The organism is uncultured Fenollaria sp., assembly GCF_934202865.1.
GTDB lineage: Bacteria > Bacillota > Clostridia > Tissierellales > Peptoniphilaceae > Fenollaria.
This window is the reverse complement of sequence record NZ_CAKPYL010000010.1, coordinates 18,223-33,790: the sequence shown is the minus strand read 5'-3', so window position 1 is coordinate 33,790 and position 15,568 is coordinate 18,223. Positions and strand designations below refer to the sequence as shown.

Genomic DNA, 15,568 nt, shown 5'->3' with positions numbered 1-15,568 from the left:
CTTTAGACTTGAGTGGCTTGATGGCGACATAGAAAATTCTATGCTTGCAACAATTGGATCTTATTTAAGATACATCTTCATTCCACTTGGCTTTGGTGATTCATGGGCGCCTGCAGTAGCGACTATCACTGGTTTAGTTGCTAAAGAGGTAGTTGTTGCTACATTTGCATCAGTTGGTGCTAAAGTACCTATATACTTCTCACAAGTAACAGCTTTTGCCTTTATCATATTTACAATGTTTGCAGCACCTTGTTTTGCAGCTATCGGAGCTATGAGAAGAGAGCTTGGTAACAAGAAGGATACTTGGTTTACTATCATATTCCAAACAGGTCTTGCTTATGTACTTGCCTTTATTGTAAATGTACTTGGCAATTTGATATTCAAAGGAACAGAGCTTGTAAAAAAAGTTCCGCTTGACTACGAAGCAGCTGAAGAAGCGTCAGAAGCAGTTGACGTACAAGGCAATCTAATTCTATATGTATTAGCAGGCTTAGTTGTTGTAGCCGTTGTTGGCGCAATCATTGCAAGAATCGAGCAAAGACAAAAGTATAAGAAGGTGGCTTAATGAGCCTTATAGATATAATTATAGTTTTAATAGTAGCTGTGCTAGTTTATTTTTCATTTAAGAGTGTTAGAAGATCATTTAAAGAAGGTAAATGCGCTGGCTGCGCTCACAAGTGTGACTGCGAGAAGAACAACGCAGAGCTTCAAAAAGGCTACGAAGAGTGGCTTAAGAAGAAAAACGAAAAAGCTTAATTAAATTTATATATGAAGAGCCGGTAATGCCGGCTTTCTTCATATAAAATGCTTTGGTATTTAGCCGTACAATATAAATATAATTAAAGGTGGTTTTAAAGATGAACAAAGAAGTACTAGATGCTTTAAATGAACAAATTAATTTTGAGTTATACTCAGGTTATATTTATTTAAACCTTTCCATTGCTATGGAGAGAGAAAACTACAAAGGCTACGCTAAGTGGCTTGCAAACCATTACAAAGAAGAATTAAATCACGCAGATCAATTTATTGAATTTATTCAAAAGCGTGATGACACTCCTCTTCTTAAGTCCATAGAGATGAAAGAATTTGATGTTAAAGAACCTATTGAAGTTGCTAAAATTATACTTGATCATGAAAAGAAAGTGACTGAAAGAATTTACAAGATTCACGATGTTGCTAAGAAAAATGATGATTACGCAACAGAAATTTTTATGCACCAATTCATCAATGAGCAAATTGAAGAAGAAGAGCTTGCTCTAGACATAGTTGACAGCTTTACACTTGCAGATAACAATATTGCTGCTAAGATCACTATAGATAGAGAATTAGGATCTAAGTAAATATATAGTACGGCTTTATATACTGGGGAGAGATTATATCTTTCCCTTTTAATATACTTGCAAAAATATTTTCTAAGAGTTATAATTATTACGAGAGATGAAATATTTATATATAAAGGAGGACAATATGCAAAAATCAATTACAAAAGATGTCCTTGCTAAGTTCAAAAAGTCTTATGACGAGAACTTTAACAAGGCAGCACAAAATATGATCGCATCTGCTGGCATCATGGACGCTTCCATTAACTATGCGAAGCTTACAAAAAACCCAGATGTTTTCAAAAAAACTATAAACATAGGTAAGATGACAAACCAAAGACAATCCGGTAGATGCTGGATGTTTGCTGGTCTTAACGTTATCAGGGTTAATATGATGAAGAAGTTTAAGTTAGGCGACATGGAATTTTCACACAAGTACCTATACTTCTTTGACAAGCTTGAAAGAGCTAATCAATATCTTGAAGACGTTATCGCGCTTAAAGACAAAGACCTTGATGATAGGCTAAATAGAGGCGTTATCTTCTACGCAGCTGACGACGGAGCTTGGTGGACAACATTCTCAAGACTAATCAGCAAATATGGCATAGTCCCTGAATATGTTTATCCAGACACAGCTGACGTTAAAAAGACTGATAACTTAATCTTCGTTCTTGACAAGAGACTAAAGATCGCTGCTAAAGACATTAGAAATGCAAAGACTGATGCAGAAATCGAAGAGATCAAGGACAAGGCACTTAAAGACGTTTATAAGATCACAGCCATTGCCCTAGGTGTACCTCCAAAGAGATTCGATCTTATCATGAAGAACAAAGACGATGAACTTATTGAAAGAAGAAACATCACAGCCATTGACTTTTACAGAGAATTTATGGCAGACGACCTAAGCGAATACGTTGAACTAGGCAATTATCCAGGCAAAGGCAAGGAAGAAAACAAAGTTTATGAAAGAGACTTCATTCAACAAAGAATTGGCGGTTCATTAAAATATTTAAACGTTTCAATGCAAAGAATGAAGGACATAGTAGTAGCTATGCTTGATGACGACGAAGTTCTATGGTTTGGCTGCGACGTTGGTAAAGACTCCTTCGTATCGCGTGACGGCGATGGAACTGGCCACCTTGTATACAATTTACTTGATAGAGACAGTTTATTCGATATCGATATAAAGCAAAGTAAGGTAGAACGCATGGAAACTTGCGAGTCAAACACAACTCACGCCATGGTCATAGTTGGCTATGACAGGACTGATGAAGGACTTAAGTTCAAGGTCGAAAACTCTTGGGGCGAAAAGGCCGGCATCAGAGGCTACCTAGTTATGGACGAGGCTTGGTTTGATAACTACGCTTTCGAAATCATTCCGAAGAAGAAATACCTTAACCAAGAAGAGCTTGCAGCCCTTGATGAAGAGCCAATCAAGCTTATGCCATGGGAATCGTAGGAGGTAGAAGATGAGACAATTAAGCACAGATAAATTAAATGAATTAGAAAAAGAATTTTTGTCAGACAAAAAGAATATCGTTGCCATGAACGCTGCAGTTCAAAGCGGTATCAGAAAAGTAGCGACAGATGTAAACAAAATCAAGGCAAATCCATATACGTTTAACATAGATATTGATAATGGTGATGTATGCAATCAAAAGGCATCAGGTAGATGCTGGATGTTTGCTTCACTAAACTTTATGAGAAATGTCATCATTAAAAAATATAATTTAGAAAATTTTGAATTATCACAAAGCTATCCATTCTTCTTTGATAAATTGGAAAGAAGTAATTATTACTTCGAAACAGTTATCGAAAAGGCAGATGAACCTATAGAAGATAGAGTAATGCAATACCTTATGGGCGACCCACTATGTGACGGCGGCCAATGGGATATGTTTGTAAACATTGTTAATAAATATGGTCTTGTGCCAAAATACGTTTATCCAGAAACAGTCGCTTCATCAAATACAAGAGAGCTAAATAAGTACCTTTCAAAGATACTTAGAAAGAACACAGTTACTTTAAGAGAAGCAGTTAAAGAAGGAAAGAGCAAAGCAGAAGTGAATGCGCTTAAAGAGGCAGCTTTACAAGACGTATTTAACGTACTAACTGCAACACTTGGCGAGCTTCCAGAAAGCTTTGACTTCATTGCACATGACAAAGACCATAAGCTTATAGAAGAAAAGAATTTAACTCCACAAAGCTTCTTTAAGAAATACGTTGGACTAAATCTTGATGACTTCGTTTCAATCATAAATGCGCCAACAAAGGATAAGCCATTCAACAAGACATTCACAATCAAGTACCTTGGTAACATCGTTGAAGGAAGAGAAGTTAAGCACCTTAACCTAAAGATCGAAGACCTAAAGAGAGCCATCGTTAAGCAATTGCAAGACGGTATGCCAGTTTGGTTTGGCTGCGACGTAGGTAAAGACATGTTCACAGGCGATAAAGACGACAAGAGAGCAACACTTGCCAAAGACGTTATCGATTACGAGACACTATTTGATATGGACCTAGAACTTTCTAAGGAAGATGGCCTTGATTATGGCTACTCACTAATGACACACGCCATGACATTTACAGGCGTTGAAATGGATGGCACTAAGCCAGTCAGATTCAAAGTCGAAAACTCATGGGGTGATGAATTTGGTTACAAAGGCCACTTCGTTATGAGTGATGAATGGTTTGATAGCTTTGTTTATCAAGCAGTAGTTAATAAGAAGTATTTGACTAAGAAAGAGCAAGAAGATTATAAGAAGGCACCGGTTGTACTAAAACCGTGGGATCCGATGGGCTCATTAGCATAAAAAAGAAGGCAAATGCCTTCTTTTTTTATGCTAGGTTAGGAGTTCGCATTCAAGCGGCGCCTGGAACTCGTTCCCTCCTCAGCAATGCTCGAGTACCCGTACGTACACTGCGCTTGCTTCGTCAGTCCACTTCGTCCCATCCATCCGCTTGCTCTGCAAACTCTGTGTGGTGATGGTTCATTGACACGATACAAAATTGATTAAAATACCATAAGTGTTAAAATTTTCCTTTAAAAATTAAAATATTTATTAAAAACTATTGACAAGTTTACTTGGCATGTGCTATAATACAAATACCAAGTAAACTTGGCAAAAGAAAAAAGGAGGACATATATGAACAGAGATGAAATTTTAGCAAGAAGTCGTGAGGAGAATAAAAATCACGATGAGATGATGCTTGACGTTTTTAAAAAAGCAGGTGAAGTTTCTAGCCAAATCGGATTGGCTGTTGTTGCCATACTATTCGGTATTGAAGCTTTTTTCTACAATTCTTATAATTATGGAATACTATGTATTTATTTTAGTATTGAGGCATCTAAAAATCTTGTAATGTATGCAAAATTAAAAGAGAAAAAGCAATTGTTAATGGGATTGCTTATGTCAATTGTAGGAATTGCCTTATTTGTAGCTAACCTTATAACATTGAAGTAGTGATAATCATGGATGATAAACTAGTTTTAAAAAATTATTTAAAAGAAGTTAGAAAAGAAAAAGGCTATTCACAGCAGCAGTTAGCTGACGAAGTTGGTGTTTCAAGAAATACTATTAGCTCAATTGAAACTGGTCAATTTTGTCCAACTGCTAAGTTAGCTTTGATACTTTGCATTGCTTTAGAAAAGAAATTTGAAGATCTTTTCTATTTTTAAAAAAAGTAGTAAAATTAAAAATCTCCCTACGGTAGACAATATAGTTTACTGAAGGGAGATTTTATATTTAATTGATAGGCGGCTCACTTCGCAAAGAAATTAAACAGTTTTTTCCGAATGCTGCGCTCGTGAAAATCATTTTTCTCACTATTGCTTTGCACGAACGCGAAAGTTCTAATTATTGACAATTAGAGGTCTTTGTGATAATATTATTATGAGGTGTAATATGCTATTCATCGATCAACTCGACCGTATAACAAGTGAATATCCTGACAAAGTAGCCATCGTTGACAAGGAGAAGTCCATCACTTTTAGTGAGCTTCGCGCGAGGGCTATGAGTCTTGCAAGTGAGATACATAAAATTCATCCACAAACGAAGCGTCCCATCATGGTTGAGACTGACAGGCTACTTGAGACTATAATCTCTTTCTTTGCTGTGCTTTACAGCGGCAACTTTTACGTGCCCATCGATGCGGCTATGCCTCGCGAGAGGATAGAGACTATCAAAAAGCGTCTTGAGAGCACTCTAGGCATTTATCATACGAAGAACATTTTCGAAGATTATGCTCTTCAATATGACTATGACCATGATTATGGCTGTGACGAGGCGGCTCTTGAAAGGATCAGGGCTAAGATGATAGACGCGGATCCTGTTTATGTTTTATTCACATCTGGCACAACTGGTGAGCCAAAGGGCGTTGTTATCAGTAATTTGATGCTCGTGGACTTACAAGATTGGCTTCATAAGACTTTAAAAATAACTAATGACGATAGGCTTGCTAATCAAACGCCGCTCTTCTTTGATGCGTCGCTTAAGGAGCTTTGCCTATTTACCAAGACTGGAGCAACTTTATATCTAATGGACCCGAAGGATTTTTTATTTCCAGTAAAGGTAGTTGAATATTTAAATGAAAATAGGATAACTGCTATACTATGGTCGGTGTCGGCGCTTAATATACTTGCAAATTCTAATGTTTTTGATATAGATAAGCCAAAGTACTTAAGGCTAGTTACTTTTGCTGGCGAGCAAATGAGCGCGCAAAAGCTAAACATCTGGCGCAAAGCTGCTAAGGCTGAGTACTTTAACCTATATGGACCGACCGAGGCAACTTGCGATTGCTGCTATTATAAGGTTGACAGGGACTTTCAAGATGATGAGATCATCCCTATTGGCAAGGCTTGTGAGAATATGGAGGTCATGATACTTGACGGCGACCGTGAAGCTGATGAGGGCGAGCTTGTTATCAGGGGTAGAGGCGTTTCATACGGCTACTACAATAAGCTTGATCAAACTGAAAAGGCTTTCGTGCAAAACCCGCTAAACAAGGCATATAGAGAGATTGTCTACAGGAGCGGCGACTTTGTTAGGAAAAATAAGTTTGGCGAGATAGAATTTTTGGCGAGAAAGGACAATCAGGTCAAGGTTTTTGGCCACAGAATCGAGCTAGACGAGATAGAAAGACAGGTCTACGCCATGGGCATACACGAAGCGAGCGCTGTTTTTGATAAAGAAAATGAAATTATAATTTTGTTTTACTCAGGAAAGGAATTTTCGAGGAAGGAGTTTAAGGACTTTATCCTTGAAAGGCTGCCAAAATACATGCTTCCATCGAAGTTTGTGCACATGGACGCTCTTCCTAAAACGCAAAACACTAAGATAGATAAGAAGAGGCTTTTAGAAATTTATGAACGTGGAGAAGTTTAATTCACTTGCGGAGCTTGAGATTTTAAAATCTTATCAAGGCTCCATCACAAACGATTACATGAATACTTCGCTATATGAAGCCAATATCTCTAGGCTCTACTACATAAAAGGCGAAAGGAATTTCTATGTCCTGATAAAAAGAGAGGGCTACTACAAGCTTTATTATTATATAAATGATATCAATGAAAAATTTGATGCGAAAGGCACTTTTGTGAGCGAAATCGTTTCTAAGGAAATGGACGAGACGCTTGAAGATATGGGCTTTGTACTATACAAGACAAGAGTGAGACTGCGCCTAAATCATAAGGAGCCGTATGAATCAAGCCGAGTTAAGTACATTGACGACGCTGAATTTATTTATGATGCGCTTCAAAGCTTTGACGAGTACTCAGGCGAGAGGCTAACGATGGATGAGGTCAAGGAGCGCATAGCGAAAAAGCTATTTATAGGGATAGATGGCGCTGGCTTTATCGAGTTTAGCACGGATGCGTTTAAGGATGCTATCGAGCACTTCTACATAGACCCAGCTAAGAGAGGCGAGGGCCTTGGCAGCGAGATCTTAAGCCATTATCTTGGATGCGTTTCTATTAAAAAGCGTGTCAATGTGTGGACTGATGAAGGCTCGAGAGCGATAAAACTATACCATAAACATGGTTTTAAAGAGGACGGACTTAAGTCCTACGTATATATTTGGAGGGAAGACCAATGAAAGAAAAAATAAAAGAAATCATCGAAGACGTCACTGGAGAAGCGGTTGAGGACACAACCGAAATCATCGAAGAAGGCATACTTGACTCCTTCGACATAGTGACTTTAGTCATAGAATTAAACGACGCTTTTGGCGTTAAAATACAAGTTTCCGAGCTATTGCCAGAGAATTTCGCAAACGTTTTAGCGATAGAGAAACTAATTAAATCATTGCAATGAGTTTTACAAGCTTCACTTTCATAGTATTTTTACTATGTTCCTTTATTGTGTTTAAAGCTACTAAGTACAAGTGGCAGGCGCTTTTACTCATCTCTTTAGCTTATTATGCAAGCTTCAGTGTAAAGGCCTTTGTCTACTTAATCTTTGTAATTTTAAGCACTTATTTTTCTGCCATTTATTTAGAAAAGCATAAGAATAAATTCGTTTTGACTCTCGCACTCATTTTGAATTTTGGCATGCTAAGTCTAGTTAAGTTCACAAAAGTCAATATTTTCGAGAACTTCATTCCGCTTGGCATTTCATTCTACATCTTCATGGCGACTGGCTACGTGATTGACGTTTATAGAGCGAGGTACGAGGCGCAAAAGAACATTTTCAAGTACTCGCTCTTCGTTTCGTTCTTCCCGCAAATGATGCAAGGACCTATATCGCGCTACGATGATATTTCAGATGGCCTTTACCATGGTGATAGCAGTGCCACAGATATTTCATATGGCCTTATGCTTATACTTTACGGCTTCTTTAAGAAGCTTGTCATTGCCGATAGGGCAGCGGTTTTCGTGAACAAAGTCTTTACTGAGCCGGATTTATATTCGGGCATCTTTGTTTTTATTGCAATTATATTTTATTCAATTCAAATTTACTGTGATTTCTCAGGCGGCATCGACGTCGCAAGAGGCGCAGCCTACTTTTTTGGCGTGAAGCTCGACCGAAACTTCAAAAGGCCCTTCTTCGCGACAAGCCTTGCGGACTTTTGGAGACGCTGGCACACAAGCCTTGGCTCGTGGATGAAGGACTACGTTTTCTACAGTCTATCGCTGTCAAAGGCCTTCGTCTTTATCAATAAACAGTCAAGAAAGCATCTTGGCCGCAAGTTTGGTAAGTACCTAACACTAAGTATAGCGAGCTTCGTTGTTTACTTCATCATAGGTATATGGCATGGCGCTGGTCTAAACTTTTTGGCCTTTGGTCTATATAACGGCACGATAATCACTTTGGGACTTATCTTTGAAGAAAGAAATAAAGCTTTCAGAGAAAAAATCGGCTTAAAAGATACATCGCTTACTTATAAAGTGCTAAAAATATGCTCAACGCTAGTCATAGTCTTTATAGGCAGGTACTTTACAAGATCAGCTGGCTTAAGGACAGCTCTTCACATGATGAAGAAAACCCTTGTCGATAGGAGCTTCAGATACGCAGCGACTGGTCTAAGTAAGCTTGATTACGCCGTTATACTTATCTCGCTAATTATTGTTTTCATCGTGTCACTTGCTGAAGAAAAGGAAATTGACGTGAAAGAAAAAGTTCTTAAGCTAAAGCCAATCTATTTATTCACAGGACTACTTATATTTATGGCCTTCGTCGCATACTTCGGCGTATTTGCGAGCGGTTTTACAAAAGTTGACTTTATCTATAGAAATTATTAGGTGATTATATGAAAGAGAAAAAATTCATCAGAATATTTTTTGCGTGCATCTTAATTCTTGCAATTATCATAGCCATTTTGAATGTGCTAGCTGACCCATTTAACGTCTTTGGCGATAGATTTACTAAGTGGTATACTTATGATTTTACACAAAACCCAAGGACAGCGAAGATCGAGTACATCAAGGGAAAAGATTACAAGAACTTCATCTTGGGCGCAAGTGGCGCCTCATCTATTCCCACAGCTGAGCTTGAGAAATACACTGGCAAAAAGTATTTTAATCTATTTTCATACGGCGCGGACCTTTATGTTGTTGAGAAGAATTTAGATTATATTTTGAAAAATTATGAGGTGGAGTCAGTAATACTGCCACTTTCGATACCATCGGCACTTAGGTACAACGGCGAGAGGACTTCACTAAACTACTACATGAATCCGGACGTTTCGGGCGAGAGCAAAATTTTGTTCTACGCGAGATATCTTTTCGCCAATCCGAGAAATGCGATTGAAAAATTTAGGGCAATGGGCAAGAGATCGCTTGTTCAAGAGAGCTTCGACGTCTTCAGTCTTGACGGTTCTTACGACAAGAGCCAAAGGGACATCGAGTACATCGGCAGTGAGGACGATTACAAGGCCGAGAAGGGTTTTAACAAAGACTATACAAAGCTTGAGATGGCTCACGCAAATGACGCGCTTGAAGCAATTCGCCGCATGAAAAAGGCCTGCGACGATGCTGGCGTAGAGCTTACAATGCTTTTGTGCCCAATGTATAAGGACGAGACAGCTAGGTACGATAAGGCAGAGGTCGAGAGCTACTACAAGGGACTCGCAGAGATCAGCCCTTTCTTGGACTTCACAGGAACTGAGTATGAGAACGATCCGAGATTCTTCTACGACCCGGCTCACTTCAGAAACGCCCTTGGCAAGATGATGCTCGAGACTATTTATGGCGAGCGCAAGGACTTTGGCCGCTACGTCGAAAAGGTCCAAGAGCCGCTATATACAGAGGCAAAGCCCGATGCGAGAGAGTTTTACATCTTCGAATTGCATCACATAGACGAAGACCCTGCAAATCCTTACATCATCACTAAAGAGAAGTTCGAGAGCGTTTTAAAATATTTACAAGCGAATAATATCAAGACAGTTTCATTTAAGGATATATATGACTATGTTAATGGCGATGCGGATCTCCCAGAAAAGTTCTGCGTCTTGACCTTTGACGATGGCTATAAATCAAATTACACCGAAGCCTTTCCATTATTAAAGAAATATGGCGCAAAGGCGACAATATTCCCAGTTGGCAAGACCATGGGCCTAAATAAGTATCCAGACACGGATAAAGAGATTTACGAGCACTTCAGCGCGGCCGAAGCCAAGGAGATGGCGGGCGTGATTGAGTTTGGCTCACACACATACTGGATGCATCAGGCTTATCCGGATGAGAAATACACGTTCAGAAAGACTGCCAAGAGACTTTCGGGCGAGAGCGAAGAGACTTACGTCAAAGCCTTTAAGGGGGACTCAGCCAAGTTCAAGGCGCTTTACAAGACCTTTGCAGATGGCGAACCGCTTGTCTTTGCTTATCCAGAGGGCGACTTGGACGGTCTAAGCGAGTTGATTGCTGAAGAAGAGGGCTACAAGGTCACTCTTGGCGTTAAGCCTGGCAAAAATTACATCGTGCGCGGACTGCCTGAGACGCTTAAAAAGCTTAAGAGAATCAATATAGATGAGAAGACCGATATCAGTGAGTTCGAGTAAAATGCCCATGCTAATGGAAGTCACTTCGCCAGAAGATTTAAGCGAAGTAAATTTAGTAGAGCCGGTAATTTTCAAATTGCCAATGGCCTTGCAAAAGGAAAGTGATTTTTTAAAGTATATAGATTTATTAAACAAGGCAAGGCTAGATGAGATCAGCGGCGCGGAAGCTAAACTGCGCTTCATAAAGACAAGAGGCCTAGTAAATATACTTTTTTCGCTAGACAATAGTGGCGCGGATCCTATATGGAAGCTAAATAACTATGGCAAGCCATATATAGAGGGCTGGGATAAAGACTTTAGCATCTCACATACTAGAGACATTTCACTCTTGGCAGTTGCAAGTGAAGCGATTGGCGTAGATATAGAGGACAATAGCCGCGATATTGACTTAGAAAAGTTTAAAAGAACAAAATTTTTGAACTTCGATGAGGGCGCTTATGAGAGCAAGGAAGAATTTCTTATGCGCTTCACAGCCCTTGAAGCCTATCTAAAGTACATTGGCAAAGGCTTTCATAAAGATGCGAGAGCCATTAGCGTGAAAAAAATAGATGATGGCATAGTAATTGACGATGATAAAGTAATTAAAGCAGAAGTGATTAGTGATGGCGCATATACCATTGCCGTGGTTATGAGATAAATAAAAGGAGCTTCTTATGAATAAAATTAAAAAAGAAAAAATTGAAGTAAAAGGTGTAGAAATAGAAGTTTACACAGAAGATTACATGAACGATTATATTAGTTTGACTGATATTGCAAAGTATAAAAATGCAGAAGAACCTAATGTTGTTGTTGCAAATTGGATGAGAAATTTTAATACAATCGAGTACCTAGGAATTTGGGAACGATTAAATAATCCTAAATTTAACCCCCTCGAATTCGAGGGGTATTTAAAAAAGGCTGGCAGCAATGCTTTTACTTTATCTCCTCAAAAGTGGCAAAAGACTACTAATGCAATAGGTATAGTAGTGAGACTTGGAAGAAATGGTGGAACGTTCGCGCACAAAGACATTGCTTTTAAGTTTGCTTCCTGGATATCAGCCGAATTTGAACTGTACATTATTAAAGATTATCAAAGATTAAAAGCAGATGAAAATTCAAAATTATCATTGAAATGGAATTTGCACAGAGAAATTTCTAAAATTAATTATAAATTACACACAGATGCTATAAAAGAATATTTGCTCAAAGACTTAACAAGTGAACAGCTTTCATATAAATACGCAAGTGAAGCAGATATGCTAAATGTTGCTTTATTTAACAAAAGAGCAAGAGAGTGGAGAGAGGAAAATCCAGATTTAAAAGGTAATATTAGGGACTATGCAAGCCTTAATGAACTTTTAGTGCTAGCTAATATGGAAAGTTATAACGCAATACTGATAGAGAAGGGTTTGGATCAAAAGTCAAGGATGATAGAGCTTAGAAATTTGGCTAAAAGTCAGCTTATTTCCCTAGCTAGACTTAATGATTTAGAACAAAAACAATTAAAAAGCAAATAAAAAAGAAGGTAAAAATATGGACAGAGAAAAAGTAAAAGAATTATTTGATAAATACACCAAAAAACTACGCATAGTGCCTGAGTGGGACATAAGGCTGGAGTTCGTCGAAGATCCTGAATGGAATAAGACGGGCGATTTCAAGATAGACCCGACAGACAAAAAGGCAGTACTTATGCTAAACGCAGTAAATCCAAAAGACGAGAACATCGAAGAAACCATAGTTCATGAGCTAATGCATATCAAAATGTATCCACTTGATCAAGTTTGTGAATCGATGATTATAAATATGTTCGACGAGGGAAGCAAGGCGCAAAATTTTGCTTATCAAGAGTTTTTCACGACGCTTGAAGTGACAGTTGAGGAGCTTGCAAAGTGCTTCCTATACGAGTTTGGCGAGAACAAAGAGCTTTCGTACGGAAGGATGAGTAAAATCAAGTCCTTCAACGAGTTTTATGATGGATTGAATAGTATTGGATAAAAATATTGGCTCTTTACTTATAGTAGAGAGCTTTTCTTTGCCTTGAAAATTGTCATCTCTAGTGATATAATTAATTAAAGAGGTGGACTATGGCGGATATTATGGATTTCAAAGGCAAAATTGAACTAAAGGACGATATAAAGGCGCTTAGAGAAGAGCTTGTAAGGCTAGTTGAGGAGCGCGACAATTTAATATACACTGTTTGCCCAAACATCAAGATGAGGTATATGGTCAAAGTGGGATATCTTGAGTATAAGCTGTATGAATTAAGCCTTAAGTATCAAAGACTCAAACGAAAAAAGGAGCTTATTCAAGCAAAGGTCTATAGATCAGAAAAAGTCATCCTTATAGATATAGAAGAGCTTCTTGACAAAGAGTTTGAAGAGTATAAGAAAGAGCTTGAGAAAAAACTTCATGAGTTGAATGCATCAATAAAGAGGAGCGAGGGCGAATTTTTATCCGAGGTCGAGAGCGAAGACCTTAAGGATATGTATAGAAAAATTGTTAAAAAGCTGCACCCAGACCTTAACCCAGAAGTCACTGAGGCTGAGAAAGAACTTTTTGTAAGAGCGGTCGAAGCGTATAAAAGTGGTGACGTCGCTAGCATGAAGCTTATCTATGTAGTTTCTGGCGCGGATCAAGAGGCAAAGGATGATGAGACTAAGCTAAAAACTGTCTTAGACCTTGCCGAAGAAAAAGCTCGTCTTGAAAAACTTATTGAAAATATTAAAAAGAATATGGAAGAGATCAAGAGCCGCTTCCCATATACATTAAAGATTTATCTTGATGATGATAGTCTTATGAAGAAGAAGCAGGATGAGCTTAATGAATCGATTAAGGATTATGAAAACGCAATAATGGATTTAGAAGAAGCTATAGCAAAACTATTGGAGGAGAAAGATGAGTGATACAAAACACATCTATGGAGGGACATTTTGAAATTAAAAGAATATTTAGGAGAAACAAATTTATATGATAAGAAAGAAAAATTAGAGATAAATAAAGCAAAATCTTGGTTGAAATCTGTTTCTTCTTTTGCAAATGGTTCAGGTGGAAAGCTAATTTTTGGAGTAAAAGAAGATAATACTATACTTGGGCTAAAAAATTACAAAGAAGATTCTGAAAGTATAAGTGAATTAATAAAGACTAAGATGGACCCAGTACCTGATATTGATATAGAGATATTGGATTTTGACGGAAAAATTGTTATAATATTAACTGTTTTTCAAGGAAAAAACACTCCATACTTTGTTGTTGATTCTGGCTCTAGAACTGCATATAAAAGAATTGGCAATCAAAGCGTAGCTGCCACTAGATTAGATTTGTTTAACTTATCTTTAAAGGGTGAGCATATAACATATGACTCCTTAGAATCAAAGAAAAGTATAAAAGAAGTAACGTTTAAAGAACTATATATAGAGTTTAAAGAAAGAACAGGAAAAGAACTTCAAGAGAAAGATTTAAAATCATTTGGTCTTGTAAATGACGAAGGCAAATTAAGCATAGCAGGAGCTTTATTTGCTGATGGACATCAAGTTTATCAGTCAAGAGTATTTTGTACGAGATGGAATGGATTAAGTAAGGCGAATGGATTAATGGATGCACTAGATGATCAAGAGTTTGAAGGCAATATCATATATCTTTTAAAAGCTTCAATGGATTTTATAAAAAGAAATACTAAAAAAATGTGGAAAAAAGAAGCAATGTATAGAGTTGAATATCCTGAGTACCCACAGAGAGCTATTCAAGAAGCTATAGTAAATGCACTAATTCATAGAGACTATTCTGTGATAGGGAGTGAAGTTCATGTAGATATATATGATGATAGATTAGAAATATATTCTCCGGGCGGTATGTATGATGGCACTTTTGTTCAGGATATAAACCCATATGAAGTTTACTCAAGAAGGAGAAATCCTATAATAGCTGATTTATTTGCAAGAATGAATTTGATGGAAAGGAGAGGTTCAGGCCTTAGAAAAATTATAGAAGCATATCAAGCAGAAGAAAATTATAGAGATGATTTAATGCCTGAGTTTAAGTCTACAGAGAGTTCATTTTTTGTACTAATGAAAAATATGAATTATGACACTCAAAATGGCACTCAAAATGACACCCAAAATGAGACCAAAAATGAGGGTCAAAATGAGGATCAAAAATTAACTACTCGCGATAGAAGAGTAAAAATTCTTGATTGTATGACGCATAAACCAAGTATTACTGCAAGTGAGTTATCTAGGCTGTTCTCAGTATCTCTTAGTACAATAAAGAGAGATTTAAAAGCGTTAAGAGATGTTGGTACTATAGAATATGTAGGAAGCTCTAAAAATGGATGTTGGAAAGTTATAAACGCAAAATTATTGGAGGAGAAAGATGAGTGATTTAGTTAAAAAAGATGATGGTGGCGGCCTTTTAGGTGTCTTACATGGCACAGGCGGTCTTGTCGTGCCAAAGCCATTCGAGCGAGAAATCTATCTATTTACAACGCATGTAGCTGGAACAACGCACGTCGACAATATTTTTGAGATTGAAAAGCATTTAAATATTGACGATAAATTATTATTTTTCAGAGAAGACAATCCTCACGATGATAAGGCCATACGCGTGGAAACGCTTCAAAAAGAAAAGATTGGCTACGTACCGAGAGGCGACAACGCAGTATTCTCAAGGCTTATGGATGCTGGCAAAGAGCTTTACGCAAGAATTAAGGACAAAGAGACAGTGGATGAATGGCTTAGAATTGAGATGGACATTTATTTAAAAGACTAGCGCAGATAGTG

Annotated in this window: 18 protein-coding genes; all 18 read left to right on the top strand. The window is 37.8% G+C overall.

Features of this window, described 5'->3' with window-relative positions; all coding sequences use genetic code 11:
- Positions 1–565 (top strand): nucleoside recognition domain-containing protein (locus tag Q0E71_RS02285; RefSeq protein WP_294795580.1); only part of this gene is annotated, 565 nt, incomplete at its 5' end.
- Entirely contained in the window at positions 565–756 is a 192-nt protein-coding gene (locus Q0E71_RS02280; protein WP_294795578.1) for a FeoB-associated Cys-rich membrane protein, read from the top strand. The genes Q0E71_RS02285 and Q0E71_RS02280, both read left to right, overlap by 1 nt.
- 101 nt (positions 757–857) lie before the next feature.
- Complete coding sequence (locus Q0E71_RS02275; RefSeq protein WP_294795576.1) at positions 858–1,340, top strand: ferritin; 483 nt, start codon at positions 858–860, stop codon at positions 1,338–1,340.
- 127 nt (positions 1,341–1,467) lie between these two features.
- Positions 1,468–2,778, top strand: a complete 1,311-nt coding sequence (locus Q0E71_RS02270; protein ID WP_294795574.1) for an aminopeptidase C — start codon at positions 1,468–1,470, stop codon at positions 2,776–2,778.
- A gap of 10 nt (positions 2,779–2,788) precedes the next feature.
- Entirely contained in the window at positions 2,789–4,132 is a 1,344-nt protein-coding gene (locus Q0E71_RS02265) for an aminopeptidase C (RefSeq protein ID WP_294795571.1), read from the top strand.
- 333 nt (positions 4,133–4,465) lie between these two features.
- Positions 4,466–4,783 carry a DUF6442 family protein gene (locus tag Q0E71_RS02260; RefSeq protein WP_294795569.1) on the top strand — a complete coding sequence of 106 codons (318 nt, stop codon included), beginning with the start codon at positions 4,466–4,468 and terminating at the stop codon, positions 4,781–4,783.
- Between the two features lie 8 nt (positions 4,784–4,791).
- Complete coding sequence (locus tag Q0E71_RS02255) at positions 4,792–4,998, top strand: helix-turn-helix transcriptional regulator (protein ID WP_294795567.1); 207 nt, start codon at positions 4,792–4,794, stop codon at positions 4,996–4,998.
- Positions 4,999–5,224: 226 nt separating this feature from the next.
- Complete coding sequence (locus Q0E71_RS02250) at positions 5,225–6,703, top strand: amino acid adenylation domain-containing protein (RefSeq protein ID WP_294795566.1); 1,479 nt, start codon at positions 5,225–5,227, stop codon at positions 6,701–6,703.
- Positions 6,684–7,412 (top strand): GNAT family N-acetyltransferase, encoded by a 729-nt coding sequence (locus tag Q0E71_RS02245; RefSeq protein WP_294795564.1) that lies wholly within the window; start codon positions 6,684–6,686, stop codon positions 7,410–7,412. The genes Q0E71_RS02250 and Q0E71_RS02245 overlap by 20 nt, the downstream gene beginning before the upstream one ends.
- Entirely contained in the window at positions 7,409–7,630 is a 222-nt protein-coding gene (locus Q0E71_RS02240; protein ID WP_070599521.1) for an acyl carrier protein, read from the top strand. Before Q0E71_RS02245 ends, Q0E71_RS02240 begins: the two co-directional genes overlap by 4 nt.
- 47 nt (positions 7,631–7,677) lie before the next feature.
- The gene (locus Q0E71_RS02235) at positions 7,678–9,057 is read left to right on the top strand and encodes an MBOAT family protein (protein WP_294795561.1); all 1,380 of its coding nucleotides are present in this window, start codon (positions 7,678–7,680) and stop codon (positions 9,055–9,057) included.
- An 8-nt stretch (positions 9,058–9,065) separates the two neighbouring features.
- Positions 9,066–10,814, top strand: coding sequence for a polysaccharide deacetylase family protein (locus Q0E71_RS02230; RefSeq protein ID WP_294795559.1), 1,749 nt, complete (start codon positions 9,066–9,068; stop codon positions 10,812–10,814).
- Complete coding sequence (locus tag Q0E71_RS02225) at positions 10,783–11,451, top strand: 4'-phosphopantetheinyl transferase superfamily protein (RefSeq protein ID WP_294795557.1); 669 nt, start codon at positions 10,783–10,785, stop codon at positions 11,449–11,451. Before Q0E71_RS02230 ends, Q0E71_RS02225 begins: the two co-directional genes overlap by 32 nt.
- Before the next feature lie 16 nt (positions 11,452–11,467).
- Complete coding sequence (locus Q0E71_RS02220) at positions 11,468–12,310, top strand: KilA-N domain-containing protein (RefSeq protein WP_294795555.1); 843 nt, start codon at positions 11,468–11,470, stop codon at positions 12,308–12,310.
- Positions 12,311–12,326: 16 nt separating this feature from the next.
- The gene (locus tag Q0E71_RS02215) at positions 12,327–12,788 is read left to right on the top strand and encodes a hypothetical protein (protein ID WP_294795554.1); all 462 of its coding nucleotides are present in this window, start codon (positions 12,327–12,329) and stop codon (positions 12,786–12,788) included.
- An 89-nt stretch (positions 12,789–12,877) separates the two neighbouring features.
- A complete protein-coding gene (locus Q0E71_RS02210) occupies positions 12,878–13,696 on the top strand; it encodes a hypothetical protein (RefSeq protein ID WP_294795553.1) in 819 nt (272 codons plus the stop codon).
- Positions 13,697–13,723: 27 nt separating this feature from the next.
- Positions 13,724–15,169 carry a helix-turn-helix domain-containing protein gene (locus Q0E71_RS02205; RefSeq protein ID WP_294795552.1) on the top strand — a complete coding sequence of 482 codons (1,446 nt, stop codon included), beginning with the start codon at positions 13,724–13,726 and terminating at the stop codon, positions 15,167–15,169.
- The gene (locus Q0E71_RS02200) at positions 15,162–15,557 is read left to right on the top strand and encodes an HIRAN domain-containing protein (RefSeq protein WP_019214228.1); all 396 of its coding nucleotides are present in this window, start codon (positions 15,162–15,164) and stop codon (positions 15,555–15,557) included. The genes Q0E71_RS02205 and Q0E71_RS02200 overlap by 8 nt, the downstream gene beginning before the upstream one ends.
- Positions 15,558–15,568 lie beyond the last annotated feature (11 nt).

What these genes read in the sequence shown, in the direction of transcription:
- Q0E71_RS02280 (WP_294795578.1), top strand. Translation starts at nt 565, where the DNA reads ATGAGCCTTATAGATATAATTATAGTTTTAATAGTAGCTGTGCTAGTT.
- Q0E71_RS02275 (WP_294795576.1), top strand. Translation starts at nt 858, where the DNA reads ATGAACAAAGAAGTACTAGATGCTTTAAATGAACAAATTAATTTTGAG.
- Q0E71_RS02270 (WP_294795574.1), top strand. Translation starts at nt 1,468, where the DNA reads ATGCAAAAATCAATTACAAAAGATGTCCTTGCTAAGTTCAAAAAGTCT.
- Q0E71_RS02265 (WP_294795571.1), top strand. Translation starts at nt 2,789, where the DNA reads ATGAGACAATTAAGCACAGATAAATTAAATGAATTAGAAAAAGAATTT.
- Q0E71_RS02260 (WP_294795569.1), top strand. Translation starts at nt 4,466, where the DNA reads ATGAACAGAGATGAAATTTTAGCAAGAAGTCGTGAGGAGAATAAAAAT.
- Q0E71_RS02255 (WP_294795567.1), top strand. Translation starts at nt 4,792, where the DNA reads ATGGATGATAAACTAGTTTTAAAAAATTATTTAAAAGAAGTTAGAAAA.
- Q0E71_RS02250 (WP_294795566.1), top strand. Translation starts at nt 5,225, where the DNA reads ATGCTATTCATCGATCAACTCGACCGTATAACAAGTGAATATCCTGAC.
- Q0E71_RS02245 (WP_294795564.1), top strand. Translation starts at nt 6,684, where the DNA reads ATGAACGTGGAGAAGTTTAATTCACTTGCGGAGCTTGAGATTTTAAAA.
- Q0E71_RS02240 (WP_070599521.1), top strand. Translation starts at nt 7,409, where the DNA reads ATGAAAGAAAAAATAAAAGAAATCATCGAAGACGTCACTGGAGAAGCG.
- Q0E71_RS02230 (WP_294795559.1), top strand. Translation starts at nt 9,066, where the DNA reads ATGAAAGAGAAAAAATTCATCAGAATATTTTTTGCGTGCATCTTAATT.
- Q0E71_RS02225 (WP_294795557.1), top strand. Translation starts at nt 10,783, where the DNA reads ATGAGAAGACCGATATCAGTGAGTTCGAGTAAAATGCCCATGCTAATG.
- Q0E71_RS02220 (WP_294795555.1), top strand. Translation starts at nt 11,468, where the DNA reads ATGAATAAAATTAAAAAAGAAAAAATTGAAGTAAAAGGTGTAGAAATA.
- Q0E71_RS02215 (WP_294795554.1), top strand. Translation starts at nt 12,327, where the DNA reads ATGGACAGAGAAAAAGTAAAAGAATTATTTGATAAATACACCAAAAAA.
- Q0E71_RS02210 (WP_294795553.1), top strand. Translation starts at nt 12,878, where the DNA reads ATGGCGGATATTATGGATTTCAAAGGCAAAATTGAACTAAAGGACGAT.
- Q0E71_RS02200 (WP_019214228.1), top strand. Translation starts at nt 15,162, where the DNA reads ATGAGTGATTTAGTTAAAAAAGATGATGGTGGCGGCCTTTTAGGTGTC.